The following is a 15,057-nucleotide window of genomic DNA, read 5'->3' as shown; positions in this document are numbered from 1 at the left end:
TTTTTCATTTTAAATTTAAATACTGTCTAAAGCTTGACTTAAATCAGCTATCAAATCATCAACGTCTTCAAGACCTATGGATAATCTAATGAAGTCTGGTGTTACTCCAGTTGCTTCCTGCTCTTTTGGAGTTAACTGCTGATGTGTTGTACTTGCAGGGTGGATAGCCAGGCTTTTTGCATCTCCGATATTTGCAAGTATTGAGAATAGCTCTAATTTTTCAATTACTTTTCTTCCTGCCTCTTCTCCACCTTCAACACCGAAACCTAAAATACCTGCAAAATGGTCTTTTAAGTATTTTTTATTGACTTCGTAAGTCGGATGTGATTCGAGACCAGGATAGTTTACCCAATTAACTTTCGGGTGTGATTCCAGGAATTTTGCAACTTTAAGTGCATTTTCTGAGTGTCTTTTTACACGCACATCAAGACTTTCCAGTCCTTGCAGGAATATGAAACTGTGCACTGGCGCCTGTGTTGCACCGATGTCCCTTAAAAGTCTTGCCCTTATTCTTACGGTGAATGCAATGTTTCCAAGTTCAGGCACGTCTCCGAATGTATCCCAGAACACTAATCCGTGATAACTTGGATCCGCTTTTGTAAAGTTAGGGAATTTGCCGTTTCCCCAGTTGAATTTACCTGAATCGACAATATATCCTCCAATTGCGGTACCATGTCCCCCCACATATTTGGTGGCGGAAGCTGCAATCACATCTGCACCATGCTTCAACGGTCTGACAAGTCCCACACCAACGGTATTGTCCACTATTAATGGTATGTCGTGAGAATGTGCAATTTCAGCAAGAGCTTCGAAATCCGGCACATCAAGTTTAGGGTTTCCTATTGATTCGACATAAATCGCCTTTGTCTTTTCATCAATTGCTTTTTCAAAGGCTTCCAAGTCTTGTGAATCGACAAACTTGACTTCTCTGGCAAGGTCCTTGAAAGTGTAGTTGAACAATTGGTAGGTTCCTCCGTACAGGTTGTCTGCTGAAACGATGTTGTCTCCAGGCTCGGTAACATTCAATATTGCATATGTAATTGCTGCAAGACCACTTGATGTTGAAATTCCTGAGTTACCGCCTTCGATGGCAGCAATTCTTGCTTCAAATACATCACTGGTAGGGTTTGTGAGTCTGGAGTAGATTTGTCCAAACTCTTGAAGGGCGAATCTCCTTGCAGCTTCATCTGAGTCTTTAAATACATATGAAGTTGTTTGATAGATAGGCACTGCCTGTGCCCCTGTTACGGGGTCTGGAATTTGTCCTGCGCGTACACCTAATGTTGCTAATCCATAATCTTTATTTGTCATTTATTATCACCTTTTTAATTAAATTCAGTAAATTATATCACGTGTTATATTTACTATATAACATATGTTATTTTTTTTATATATAAATGTTTCGCATGCCTAAAAAATTAAATAATAACAATTGTTATTTAATTATTAATTATTAATTTACATTCAAAAAAAAAATTAAAAAAAGAGGAGAATGAACCCCTAATCGTTTACTTCATAACCCAATGACTGCAGATTTTCTCTGATCTTATCTGATAAGTCATACTGCTTGTTAGCCCTTAACTCTGATCTAACTTCAGAAATAACATCTAACAAATCATCTGAACCTGCACCAACATCCTGAAGTTCAAAGCTGACTCCCAAAATATGTGATGCATCATCTAAAAATGATTTGATGGCAATCTTTTCATCATCGGAGAGGTTATCCAATTCATTTTTAGTGTCATTGATTAATCCAAAAATGGATGCGATAGCTTTTGGAGTGTTGAAATCATCATCCATACTGTTGAAGAACTCTTCCCTGTGAGGATTCAATTTTTCACAGGAAAATTCCCCATCATCAACTTCAACATCCAATTGGCCATAGTATTTTCTGATTCTATCCAAACTCCTTTCGGACTGATGAAGAGAGTCTTTTGAAAAGTCAATCGGACTTCTGTAGTGAGTGGACAATACAAAGAATCTGAATGTGTCAGGCTCATAATTTTCAAGCAATTCACGAATAGTGATGAAGTTATGCAGAGACTTGGACATCTTTTCCCCATTGACATTTAAGAAACCTGTATGTAACCAGTATCTAACCATTGGAGATTTTCCTGAAACCGCCTCCATTTGTGTGATTTCGGCTTCATGGTGAGGGAATATCAAATCCAGTCCTCCGCCGTGGACATCATATTGCTCTCCAAAGTAATATTCAGTGATAGCAGTGTCTTCAATGTGCCATCCAGGTCTTCCATCACCCCATGGGGATGGCCAGGTCGGTTCATCAACGCCTTCACGTTTCTTCCATAAAGCAAAGTCCTGATGGTTCTTCTTAGTGGTTTCAGCAATATCCCTGTGTGATTCCAGCTCATCCACATTTCTGTTGGACAGTTTCCCGAATTCCTCGAATTTATCAATTTCAAAGTAAACTCCATCTTCGGTTTCATACGCAAAGCCTTTATCTATCAGCCTTTGGATTTGATCCAATATTTCAGGCATATGGTCTGTTGCCCTTGCGAAGAGATTGACACCGTTCACATTTAACTTTTCCATGTCTTCACGATATCTCCTTTCGAATTTGCGCGCCAGGGCATCGGCAGGAATCCCGCTTTCTTTTGAGCGGTTAATGATTTTATCATCAATATCTGTAACATTCTGAATGTAAAATACAGCATATCCCTTGAATTCCAAGTATCTTTTTATTGTATCGAATGAGATGTATGTTCTTCCATGGCCAATATGAGCGTCATCATAAACTGTAGGTCCACATACGAATAAGTTAACTCTATTTTTATTAATTGTTTTAAAATCCTCTTTATCACGAGTTAAAGTTGAATAAATCTCCATAAGAATAAACCTCAAAAAAAGTAATTGAAAGGCAAGTGAGGGATTTGAACCCCCGTATTATGGTCTGCAGCCACACACCTAAGCCACTCGGTAAACTTGCCACTAAAACATAAAGTATAATAAGATATTGGTAATTAATAGTTTAAATACTTTACTATAAATTCCAATATTTTACTATTCCGCTTCAGAACCTAAACAAGATTGACAATCCTCGCCAAGTTCGGATTTATCAATATTAAGTTGGTCTAACACATCAGTTACACTAACATTTTTACAGATTGCACAAGTCCTTGGGATTAAATCCGCTTTTGTAGCCTCACCTTCTGATAACTGACGTGCAAATTCATGAATCTTTGCCCTTACATTATCATCAAGCCTTATTCCACTGCCTCTTTTATCAGTTATATACTGGGATACGGCAGGCTGAGTGATATCCATGAGTTCAGAAACATCTTTTTGCTTCATTCCCAAGTTCAATAATTCCTTAGCTAATTCAGATCTAATTGCAGGTATTACATACCATACTACGATTTCACAAGGTGGTTTCATCTAATCACCATCACTCCCAAATAATTCCTCAAAGTTGTATAATTCATCTTCTTCCGAATCAGTTAAACATATTCCATTCTTGTCCAGCAAGATTTCAATCAGTTTCTCGTTTTCATGAATTTGTCTTTCCAAACGCCTGATTGCCGCAGCAACAGGGTCCGGGAGTTTATTGTGTTCCAAATCAACGACATGACTTTGATTTTTGCATTTGACTATTCTTCCAGGAACTCCAACACAGGTTGATTCGGAAGGAACATCTTTAAGCACCACCGCACCGGTACCTATTTTTGCATAATCGCCAATGGTAATATTTCCCATCACTTTAGCACCGGCACCTATGATAACTCCTTTTCCTATTGTCGGGTGTCTTTTACCTTTATTGGTTGTGGTACCTCCAAGAATTACTCCCTGATAAATCAGAACATCGTCACCAACAATAGTTGTTTCTCCTATTACAATTCCCATACCATGGTCAATGAATACGCCTTGTCCCAATTGAGCTCCAGGGTGAATTTCAATACCAGTAAGAAAACGACTGATAGTGGAGGTGAATCTTGCAATGAACTTTAACGAATGAGTCCAGCAATAATGATTGAATCTATGGAATAATATTGCATAAAATCCAGGATAACAAAAAAACACTTCCACTGTTGAACGCAAAGCAGGGTCTTTTTCCTTTATAGCATTTATTTCTCTCCTTAACTGGTCAAGCATTATGAAACTCCAATGTTATATAGAATTAATTATATAACATATGATATAAATACTTATTCTTATTCAAATAACCAGTCAACAGAGAGATATCTGTCTCCAGTATCGGGTAAGATTGCTATTATTCTTTTACCTTTATTCTCTTCCCTTTTAGCTAATTCCAATGCTGCCCAAGTTGCTGCACCAGATGATATGCCGGAAAATATACCTTCCTTTTTAGCAAGTTCAAGGAAAGTCTTTCCTGCATCTTCACTGGCAACCGGCATGATTTCATCAATCAAATCAGCATCATAAATTGAAGGAACAAAACCTGCACCGATACCTTGGATTTTGTGAGGTCCTTTTTCACCTTTTCCTAAAGTTTGAGACTCTTTTGGCTCAACAGCAACTACCTTTACATCAGGAATCTTTTCTTTTAGACCTTTTGCAATTCCTGTAGCGGTTCCGCCTGTTCCTACTGCAGAAACCACAATGTCAACATTGCCCTCGGTATCTCTTAAAATCTCCTGAGCGGTTGTTTTGTAGTGGATATCGACATTTGCAGGATTGTCAAACTGTCCTAATATGATTGAATCTTCAATTTCCTCATTTAATTCTTTTGCCTTTGCAATTGCTCCACCCATACCTTCGGAACCTGGTGTTAATACGATTTCAGCACCGAAAATAGCCAATAATTTCCTTCTTTCGATGGACATTGTGTCAGGCATTGTTAAAATCAATTTGTAACCTTTTGCAGCTGAAGTGAAACCTAATCCTATGCCTGTATTACCGCTTGTCGGTTCGATGATTGTTGCGCCCGGTTTTAACAGACCCTTATTTTCAGCGTCTTCAATCATTGCAACACCAACACGGTCCTTTACACTGCTTGTAGGGTTAAATGATTCGATTTTCACATACACTTCCGCATCTAAATCTTTTGTTAAATTATTTAATCTTACGATTGGAGTATTTCCTATAGCATCTGTGATGCTATCAAGCAATCCTCTTTTGATTTCTGGAACGTTTACCATAATTTTATTCTCCTATTTAATTAATTTATAATTTGATATGAATAAAAAATTATTCAAAAAGTCAATATAACATCTGTTATAATAACTATTGTTATATAATGATATTTTAGTTTATAAATGTTTTGGTATAACTAAAAATTTTCACCATAATACTCGCAGATGTCAGTGCATGGACACATCTCACATTGAGGAGAAATCGGTTTGCAAATATTCTGACCAAACTGAACCATCAAATCATTCAGTTTAATCCATAACTCCTCAGGAGCAATCTTACACAATTCGACCTCAGTATCTTCAGGATCTTTCGTATCAACCAAACCCAAACGGTTTGAAATCCTATGAACATGAGTGTCCACCGGGATAGCAGGAAGCTCAAAAGCAAAAACCATAACGCAATTAGCAGTTTTTCTGCCAACACCAGGAAGCTTGATCATTTCCTCAACAGTGTCAGGAACTTCAGCACCATACTGGTCAATTAAAATCTGTGAAACCTCCTGAATGCGAGCCGCCTTAACATTATAAAAACCGGCAGGCTTAATCAACTCCTTAACATCCTCAATAGGAGCATCAACCACCGCATAAATATCAGGATATTTACTAAATAAATTATTGGTAGCCTGATCAGTATTCTCATCACGAGTCCTTTGAGACAAAATAGTTCTAATCAGAACCTTATACGGATCATGGTCTAAAAATGTTCTGATTGTAAAAACACTTTCCAACTCTTCAACCAATCTAACAACACGTTCTTCCTTATTCATCTTTTAACTCCAATTCAAAACCTAATTCAGCCATTGCCTCGATGAAATTAGGGAATGACACATTGAAAACTTCCCCGTTTGTAATTTCAATATCATGCTTCAGGCCAATTAAACTAAAGGCCATTGCCAATCTGTGGTCTCCATGAGAATCCACTTTACCTGATGTGACTCCTCCTGTTATGCTCATGCCATCTTCCCGTTCAGTTAATTTACATCCCAACTTTTCCAATTCACGGCAAGTGGTATCGATTCTGTCAGTTTCCTTAACTCTTGCATGAGCAACGCCACTGATGTTAGTGGTGCCTTCAGCCATAGCGGCAAGAACAGCCACTGTTATCAATAAATCCGGAGCATTTGCCAAGTTAACATCAATGGCCTTTAAATCGCCATTGGATGCGATTTCAACATAATCCTCACCGCGAATTATTGTGGCACCCATCTCCTGCAGGATATCCAAAATATATCTGTCTCCCTGTTTAGAGTCCCTAAACAGATTCCTGATTTTTGCCTTTCCTCCGTTAATGGCTATTAATGCAAGAAGATAAGATGCGGACGAATAATCGCCCTCAACCGTATAATCGCAAGCAACATAATACTGCTTTTTGACCTTGAACTCATCGATTCTGCAGCCCTGATACTCCTTATCGCAGGATTCATGTTTTAAATAGTAACCTTTCAATACCTTGACGCCAAATTTCCTCATGATATCCAGAGTCATATTCACATAAGGCTTTGACTTGAATTCAGGCAAAACATACAGTGCAACACCATTATCGGACAATGGGGATGACAGTATGATTGATGAAATAAACTGTGAACTGACATTGCCCATAATATTGGTTTCCCCACCGGCATAACCAGGTTTGATCAAAATTGGTGCCTTATCGTTTTCATTCAATGAGACTGATTCAACCCCCAATGGCAATAATGCATCCATCAGCAAACCCATTGGACGGGTTTTCAGGGAATCATCGCCTGTTAACGTGACTTCATTATCGCTCAATGCGGCAACCGAAGTCATTAATCTTAAGGTTGTTCCAGAATTGCCCAAATCAATAGGGCCTTTGGAAGAATTATGCAGTTTGCCCCCAGTGCCGACGACTTCCAAATAGTCATCATGTTCATTTATCTTGGCTCCCAATGCTTTGCAGACTCTAATTGATGCCAAAGTATCCTGTGAATAGAGCATGTCGTAAAGCTTAGATGTTCCTTTAGCAAGTGAAGCAAGGATAACTGCTCTGTGGGAATAGCTTTTAGAGGGAGGTGCCTTTACAACCCCTCCAATTTCCGAAATATTTTTTACCTTAAGAATCATTGATATCTCTTCTAAAAAATTAATGTATTACTGTTAATTATTTTTGGTCATTTTGATATTTAAATCAAATTAAATATTGGAAAAAAAAGAAAAAAAGTGGAATAATTCAAAAGAATTATTCATCTTTAAATGGTTGCGGGAGTTCGCAAACTCCACTGTCTTTTGCAAGGTATGCATATGCAAATGCCGCACAGATTGCACCTACAATAGGTCCGATCAGGTATATCGGGAAGAATCCCCAAAGGTTTTGTCCTCCGAGAATCATATCCATCAAGTATGGTCCGAATGTACGTGCAGGGTTGATTGAAGCTCCTGTGAATGCTCCCAATACCACGATTACTGCAGCCACAGTCATACCGATTGATATTCCTGCAAAGCCAGGTTCCGCTTTTTTATCGACTGCCACACCCATAATGACCATCATCAGGAAGAATGTTCCGAGGAATTCCGCAAACATTGCCTGCATATAGCTTACGCCAAGTCCAGGTGCTGTTGCACCCAGTCCTCCGATGGTAACCGCTGGAGCGCCAAGGCATAAGAACAGGCAAAGACTTCCTAAACATGCACCGATTACCTGTGCAACTATATAGTAAACACTGTCGATTAAATCGATGTTTTTGGTCACAAGCAGCCCAATGGTTACAGCAGGATTTAAGTGTGCGCCTGATATCTTACCGAACACATAAATACATATCATTACAGTTAGACCAAATGCCAAAGCTATGGCAATCCAGTCACCAAGCCCTCCTAAAGGTCCGATTCCGGCAACTCCTGCAGCGTCTGAAATCAATAATGTAACGACAGCTGAGCCTGTACCGAAAAATACAAGGAAGAAGGTTCCAAGAAGCTCTGCAAAGAATTTTTTTCTTATATTGCAAGTCATATTAACTCACCTATACAGCTTCTCTCCATTGACAGTATTCGTGTTTGTTGTCTGCAAGACATGCTGAAGCACATTGTTTACAACCTCTTACAGGAGATCCAGGTACTTCTTTGTCAAGTGCAATGATGTTTGTCATCATGGTTGCTGTAATTGGTTCTGAAGTTAAAAGACATGGGTAGTCTGCCAATCTCATAAGTGAAGAGAATCTTACAGTAATGGCACATGCCGGATAAGTGTATCTTTGTGGGTTCATTAAAACATCATTTTCAAGAATAGATGTGAAATCAACTTCCATTCCTTTGATTCTTGGAATGATTTCAAATCCTGCAGATGATCTCATCTTTCTTGCATTGCTCATTGCATTGAATCCTCTGTAAATCATGTCCATGAAGTCACAGTTGTGCAACTCGGCGGCCGCACCCCTTTTTGGATATTGCTGCACATAGTTGTGGAATCTTTTATTCAACATGTCAACAACCATAGGAGCGGTAAAACCATCTAATTCTAACAGGAATTCAGTTGCACATGCAGATGAACCTGTTGAGAGTTTCAATACATCGAATGGAGTTTGATACTTATCTAAATTGTTCCTTAAGGAGTTTTCAATTACTCCGGCAGTGGCCTGGATAATTGCCATGGTCACATCATCCTTACACATGTTGTAAGTGGACTGGCCGATGTGGTGTCCGATATCTCCAACACAGTATGCAGGAACGGTTACGATGTTACCGTAATGCACTCCATCATCCATTGCTGCTTTGACAACAGGAGTCATTGCTTTTTTATACTTGTTCATGTAGTCCCTTACGTCGAATGATGAGTGGTCTGCATCATCCATTAATGTGCCTTGTCCTTCAATAGGGGTTTTATAAATCATTTGCAAGGTTGCAATCTCTTTTTCGGTTGCTTGTGCTGCAGTCATTCCGTCTTCAATAGCGTTAGCGAATGCATCACCAATACCATATGAAGTGTTCATACCCCATGATTTTGCAGATAGGATTGCCTGTTTGTGATGTACCGGGAGATCCATATCGAGCAATAATTGATTTACAACATTACTGGTACTTCCAGGCATTAATGCAAAGTCAACAACACAGGTTGGTCCATAAAATCCACCATATCTTCTAATTGATTCTTTAGCGATTAACGCTTCTGAATCTGCTATTTTTTGGATGAACTTGTCTACACTGTCTGCAAAGTCCCCGTCTTCCTCACATAAAATCTCCAATATTGGAGGAGTTTGGAAGTGTTCAATGAATGGATCGTCTTCACATTTCAGGGTGTCGGTAATGGAAGATAAAATCTCATAATGGTTTTTAACAGATTCCTTGTGTAAGTTAATTACTGATTCCGCTTGGCCGTCAATAGCTTTCATGCCTGCCACCGCATCAGCATAAGGCTTAGCGTCAGTAATTTTAAAGTCATTGTACCTATTTTCTGATATGACTGCAACGTCGGCCTTTTGAGCTGCCATTGACTCGTCTATCATTTTTTCGTATAACTCTCTCATTTTTATCACCTAGGTAATAAGAGCGCTGAGCATGAAATTCATACTAAAACTACTCTTAGATAATAATAAATTATTCACCATATTATTTAAATATGTTTAAATAATTTTTAAAAGAAAGATTTTTGTTAGTATTTGTTTAGATAATTCAAAAAGGGTTGAATAAATAATTAAAATTAAATGTCTATTAAATATTAACTAAAAAAAAATTTAAAAAAAAAGTGAAATAATAAAAGAAATCATTTGCCAATATCTTCTACTAATTCCTTTGCATATGGAGTGATATTCTCATCAAGCATACGCTCTAAAAATTGACCTGTATATGTTCCGGCTTCTGCAATTTCTTCCGGAGTTCCTGTTGCAATTACCTCTCCACCACCGTCTCCACCTTCAGGACCAAGGTCGATAATGTGGTCGGCTGTCTTAATGACATCAAGGTTATGTTCAATAACAACAACAGAATTGCCTGCATCAGTCAATCTGGCTAAAACCTCTAAAAGTCTTTTAATATCTGCAAAATGAAGACCTGTAGTCGGTTCATCAAGAATATATAATGTTTTGCCTGTACTGGTTCTTGACAACTCTTTAGCAAGCTTGATTCTTTGAGCTTCACCACCGGACAATGTTGTTGCAGGCTGTCCTATCTTCATATAACCCAATCCAACATCATACAGGGTTTGAAGTTTTTTGGTGATTTTCGGAATGTTTTCAAAGAATTCCAAAGCTTCCTCAACAGTCATTTCCAGGACTTCATAGATGTTTTTACCCTTGTATCTTATATCTAATGTCTCTTCATTGTATCTTTTACCGCCACAGACTTCACACGGCACATAAACGTCAGCCAAAAAGTGCATTTCAATCTGAACGATACCGTCTCCTGAACATGCTTCACATCTTCCGCCCTTAACGTTGAATGAGAATCTTCCAGGCTTATATCCTCTTGCCTTTGATTCAGGAGTATTAGCAAATAAATCACGAATGTCAGTGAATACTCCAGTATAAGTTGCAGGATTTGACCTTGGAGTTCTTCCAATAGGTTTTTGGTCGATTGCAATAACCTTGTCAATGTTTTCCAACCCTTCAATCTCATCATATTTACCGGCGAAAGTGAATTTTCTGGATAATTTGCCTTTTGCACCTTTGTATAGGATTTCATTGATTAGGCTACTTTTACCAGAACCGCTTACTCCGGTTACACAGGTAAATTTGCCCAGTGGAATTTCAACATCGATTTCCTTTAAGTTATTTTGGGCTGCGCCTCTGATTGTTATGAACTGTCCATTTCCAGGCCTTCTCTTTTTAGGAATATCAATCTTTTTAACTCTTGAAATGTATTGGCCTGTTACCGAATCTGGATTGTTCATAATGTCCAAAGGTGTTCCCTGAGCAACGACTTTACCACCATGCTCTCCTGCACCGGGACCAATATCCACAACATGGTCTGCTGACAATATGGTTTCCTCATCATGCTCAACAACGACAAGAGTGTTTCCCAAGTCCTTGAGTCTCTTAAGGGCTTCTATGAGTTTGATATTGTCCCTTTGGTGGAGTCCTATACTTGGTTCATCCAAGATGTATAACACACCAACCAGACCTGAACCTATTTGAGTGGCCAATCTGATTCTCTGCGCTTCACCACCTGATAATGTACCTGATGATCTTGACATGGATAAGTAGTCCAGACCAACTTCCACCAAAAAGCTTAAACGCTCTTTAATTTCTTTTAGAACTTCCTTTGCGATGAAATTTTCCCTTTCGGTCAATTCCAAATCCTGGAAGAACTGATATGAATCTTTAATGGCCAAATCACAAATGTCAATGATTGATTTGCCTCCGACAGTAACAGCTAAAACTTCCGGTTTCAAACGTTTTCCATCACAAACATAACATTTCCTGTCGGACATGAATCTTGATAGGTATTTTCTTGAATAGCTTGATTTGGTTTCAAAGTATAGCCTTTGCATTCTTGGAACAACACCTTCAAATTTACGGTTTACCATGTAGGATTTGTTTCTCCTTTTGAAATTGAATGGAATCTTCTCATTACAACCGAAAAGAAGTATGTCCTGATGCTCTTTACTAAGTTCTCCGAATGGGGTGTCCATGCTGAAATTAAAATGTCTTGATACAGCATCAAGCATCTGGAAATAGTAATTTTCCCTTTTGGCTGAACTTGCCCATGGCACAATTGCGCCTTCATTTAATGTCAGAGTCTTATCCGGAACGACCAAATCTGGGTCAATTTCCATTTTTGAACCTATTCCGTTACATTCAGGACATGCCCCCTGAGGTGCATTGAATGAAAACATCCTTGGAGTCAATTCCTCAAAGTTTATTCCACAATCGACACATGCAAAGTGTTCTGAGTATTTCTTCTCGTATTCCTTGCCATTGTCAAATAAAACTGTGATTAAACCGTCGGTAAATTCCGCTGCTGTTTCAAGTGAATCGACTAATCTTCTTTTAAAGTCAACGTCCTTTCTGATTTTCAATCTGTCGACCACAACATCTATATTGTGCCTGAAGGTTTTTGCAAGTTCGATGTCCTCATCCAAATCACGGATTTCACCATCTACACGAACTCTTACAAACCCTTTGTTTCTAAGGTCTTCAAGGACATCCTTAAATTGGCCTTTCTTATCGCGGACTATTGGGGAAAGTATTTGAATTTTGACCCCTTCGCCCTCTTCGATGATTGAATCACCGATTTGGCCGATTGTTTGATGTGAGATTTCCTTTCCACAATTCGGACAGTGGGGAATTCCAATCCTTGCAAACAATAATCTCAGATAATCATAAATTTCTGTAATTGTACCTACAGTGGACCTTGGGTTTTCCCTGGTGGTTTTCTGGTCGATTGAAATAGCAGGTGACAATCCTTCAATGGATTCCATTTCAGGCTTTTTCATCTGCCCTAGAAATTGCCTTGCATAAGCTGATAATGATTCCACATATCTACGCTGTCCTTCAGCATAAATGGTATCAAAAGCCAGTGAAGACTTTCCAGACCCACTGAGACCTGTAATTACAATGAATTCATCACGAGGGACACTGACATCAATATCCTGTAAATTGTGCTCACGTGCACCTTTGATGACAATTTGTTTTTTATCTTCATCAGTCATAAGTAATCTCCTTAATAATATTAGATAACCCAGTATATAAAACATTTTAGAGAGAGCATTTGATAAGTAAAAAAAATTATGAAAAATTACTTTTCAAAACCCTTTAAGGCATAAAGCTTGTTTCTTAAATCTGCAGCGCGTTCAAAGTCCAGTCTTGCAGCCGCATCTTTCATGTCCTTTTCCAAATCCTTAATCAATAAGCGAAGCTCATCCTTAGGTATCTTATCAACATCCCTGCCGATACCCTTGTACTTCTCGTCTTCCTCAGCTAGTTTCTCTTTTAAAGTCCTCTGGGTGGACTTTGGAACAATTCCATGGACTTCATTGTATTTCATTTGCAGTTTGCGCCTTTTGAGTGTAGTGTCATATGCCTTTCTAACCGAATCGGTCATGTCATCCACATACATTATTACACGGCCGTTTACGTTTCTTGCCGCACGCCCTATGGTCTGTATCAATGAGGTTTCGTTTCTTAAGAATCCTTCCTTATCTGCATCCAGGATAGCCACTAAAGAAACTTCAGGCAAGTCCAGACCTTCCCTTAAAAGGTTTACTCCGACCAGTACATCGAATTTGCCCCTTCTCAAATCATCGACAATGTCAATACGTTCCAATGTATCGATTTCGGAGTGCATATACCTTACCTTAACACCGATTCTTGCATAATAATCAGTCAAATCCTCGGCCATTCTTTTGGTTAAAGTGGTCACCAATACCCTTTCGTCCTTTTCGGCGGTTAACCTGACTTCCTTAAGCAAGTCCTCAACCTGACCTGTAACCGGCCTGATTAGAACTTCCGGATCGACCAGTCCTGTCGGGCGGATAATCTGTTCGACGACGTTTCTTGACTTTGACAATTCATATTGGCTTGGTGTTGCCGATACATAAATGACCTGATTAATGGATGATTCAAACTCATCAAACCTTAAAGGCCTGTTTTCTTTAGCGGACGGTAGTCTGAAACCGTGTTCCACCAAGGTCTCTTTACGTGCGCGGTCCCCATTATACATCCCCCTGATTTGAGGAACGGTAACGTGGGATTCGTCAATTATTGTCAAAAAATCATCCGGGAAATATTTCAAAAGAGAATAAGGCTTTTCTCCCCATTCACGTCCGGACAAATGCATAGAGTAGTTCTCTACACCAGGACAGTATCCCATTTCCTGTAGCATTTCAATGTCAAAACGGGTTCTTTGCTCCAGTCTTTGAGCTTCAAGGAGTTTTCCCATTGAATTTAACTCCGCCAGCCTGTCATCCAATTCCTGTTTGATTTTTGAAAGTGCAATATCCATTTTGTCCTGGCCGACGACAAAGTGCTTTGCTGGGAAAATCATATATCTCTGAAGAGATTCCGTTTTCCTGCCGGTGACATTGTCAATCAGGCTGATTGCATCAATCTCATCACCAAAAAGCTCAATTCTTATTGGCGGTGTTCCATGAACGGGGTTGATTTCTATAACGTCTCCACGAACTCTGAACTGACCCCTGTCAAATTCAATGTCATTGCGCTCATACTGCATGAAAACCAGTCTGGAAAGTATTTCAGACCTGTCATAGACATCTCCGACAGCAATTCCGAAAGCAAACTCGCCGTAATCTTCCGGAGAACCGATACCGTAAATGCAGCTTACACTGCTCACTACAATGACATCATCCCTTGACAGTAACGACTGGGTTGCGGAATGCCTCATTATATCGATGTCATCATTGATTGAGGCCTCCTTATCGATGAAAGTGTCTGTTCTTGGCACATATGCCTCAGGCTGATAGTAATCATAATAGCTGACGAAGTATTCGACAGCATTATCCGGGAAGAATTCCTTGAATTCCTCATATAACTGTGCCGCCAGGGTTTTATTATGTGAAATGACAAGCGTCGGTTTCTGGACCTTTTCAATGACATTGGCCATTGTGAAGGTCTTGCCGGAACCGGTTACCCCAAGAAGGGTCTGTTCCTTAATGCCGTCATTGATGCCCTGAACTAAAGAATTAATGGCTTTCGGTTGGTCGCCTAATGGTTTGTAAGGCGATTTGAGTTTGAATTCTTTCATAATATCAGTTGGTTATTGTAATATTGAAACTAATATGTATATAACTTGGAGAACAGCAGGGAGTGACCCTTTGGTCTCTGACAATTAAATTTCCATAACCCTTTAATTGCTTATTCAAATCTTTTATGACATTCGGAACAACTTCAGTATTAAACACTTTAAGAGAGCCCAAAAACACGGTTTTTGAAGACATATTCATTACAGATACGTCTTCAACAACGTCAGGCTCGGAGTATTTTGTCAAAATGTCATTTGATTTGTCAACTAACTCTTTTTTAATTTGATCTTTATCCATATT

12 protein-coding genes and 1 tRNA gene are annotated in these 15,057 nt (G+C 39.0%); all 13 read right to left on the bottom strand.

All coding sequences use genetic code 11. The annotated features are described in order from the left end of the window. Positions 1-15: 15 nt before the first annotated feature. Positions 16-1,311 (bottom strand): O-acetylhomoserine aminocarboxypropyltransferase/cysteine synthase family protein, encoded by a 1,296-nt coding sequence (locus IJF99_RS01580; protein ID WP_292791142.1) that lies wholly within the window; start codon positions 1,309-1,311, stop codon positions 16-18. A gap of 189 nt (positions 1,312-1,500) precedes the next feature. Then, positions 1,501-2,847 (bottom strand): cysteine--tRNA ligase, encoded by a 1,347-nt coding sequence (gene cysS / locus IJF99_RS01575; RefSeq protein ID WP_292791140.1) that lies wholly within the window; start codon positions 2,845-2,847, stop codon positions 1,501-1,503. A gap of 29 nt (positions 2,848-2,876) precedes the next feature. Next, positions 2,877-2,948 (bottom strand) — tRNA-Cys (locus IJF99_RS01570). 73 nt (positions 2,949-3,021) lie between these two features. Then, the gene (locus IJF99_RS01565) at positions 3,022-3,396 is read right to left on the bottom strand and encodes a transcriptional regulator (protein ID WP_292791138.1); all 375 of its coding nucleotides are present in this window, start codon (positions 3,394-3,396) and stop codon (positions 3,022-3,024) included. Then, positions 3,397-4,110 carry a serine O-acetyltransferase gene (cysE, locus tag IJF99_RS01560; protein WP_292791136.1) on the bottom strand — a complete coding sequence of 238 codons (714 nt, stop codon included), beginning with the start codon at positions 4,108-4,110 and terminating at the stop codon, positions 3,397-3,399. A 59-nt stretch (positions 4,111-4,169) separates the two neighbouring features. After that, complete coding sequence (gene cysK / locus IJF99_RS01555) at positions 4,170-5,117, bottom strand: cysteine synthase A (RefSeq protein ID WP_292791134.1); 948 nt, start codon at positions 5,115-5,117, stop codon at positions 4,170-4,172. 131 nt (positions 5,118-5,248) lie between these two features. Further along, a complete protein-coding gene (gene nth, locus IJF99_RS01550; RefSeq protein WP_292791132.1) occupies positions 5,249-5,878 on the bottom strand; it encodes an endonuclease III in 630 nt (209 codons plus the stop codon). Then, positions 5,871-7,193 (bottom strand): 3-phosphoshikimate 1-carboxyvinyltransferase, encoded by a 1,323-nt coding sequence (aroA, locus tag IJF99_RS01545; protein WP_292791130.1) that lies wholly within the window; start codon positions 7,191-7,193, stop codon positions 5,871-5,873. The genes nth and aroA overlap by 8 nt, the downstream gene beginning before the upstream one ends. Positions 7,194-7,308: 115 nt before the next feature. Continuing rightward, positions 7,309-8,076, bottom strand: a complete 768-nt coding sequence (locus IJF99_RS01540; protein ID WP_292791128.1) for an MIP/aquaporin family protein — start codon at positions 8,074-8,076, stop codon at positions 7,309-7,311. 10 nt (positions 8,077-8,086) lie between these two features. After that, positions 8,087-9,586 carry a DUF2193 domain-containing protein gene (locus tag IJF99_RS01535; RefSeq protein WP_292791126.1) on the bottom strand — a complete coding sequence of 500 codons (1,500 nt, stop codon included), beginning with the start codon at positions 9,584-9,586 and terminating at the stop codon, positions 8,087-8,089. 236 nt (positions 9,587-9,822) lie between these two features. After that, entirely contained in the window at positions 9,823-12,708 is a 2,886-nt protein-coding gene (gene uvrA / locus IJF99_RS01530; RefSeq protein ID WP_292791124.1) for an excinuclease ABC subunit UvrA, read from the bottom strand. Positions 12,709-12,794: 86 nt separating this feature from the next. After that, positions 12,795-14,759 (bottom strand): excinuclease ABC subunit UvrB, encoded by a 1,965-nt coding sequence (gene uvrB / locus IJF99_RS01525; RefSeq protein WP_292791122.1) that lies wholly within the window; start codon positions 14,757-14,759, stop codon positions 12,795-12,797. Positions 14,760-14,763: 4 nt separating this feature from the next. Further along, entirely contained in the window at positions 14,764-15,054 is a 291-nt protein-coding gene (locus tag IJF99_RS01520) for a hypothetical protein (RefSeq protein WP_292791120.1), read from the bottom strand. Between the last annotated feature and the right edge of the window lie 3 nt (positions 15,055-15,057).

It is taken from the genome of Methanobrevibacter sp., from assembly GCF_017406825.1.
Classification (GTDB): Archaea; Methanobacteriota; Methanobacteria; order Methanobacteriales; family Methanobacteriaceae; genus Methanocatella.
This window is presented reverse-complemented; position numbering and strand designations above follow the sequence as displayed.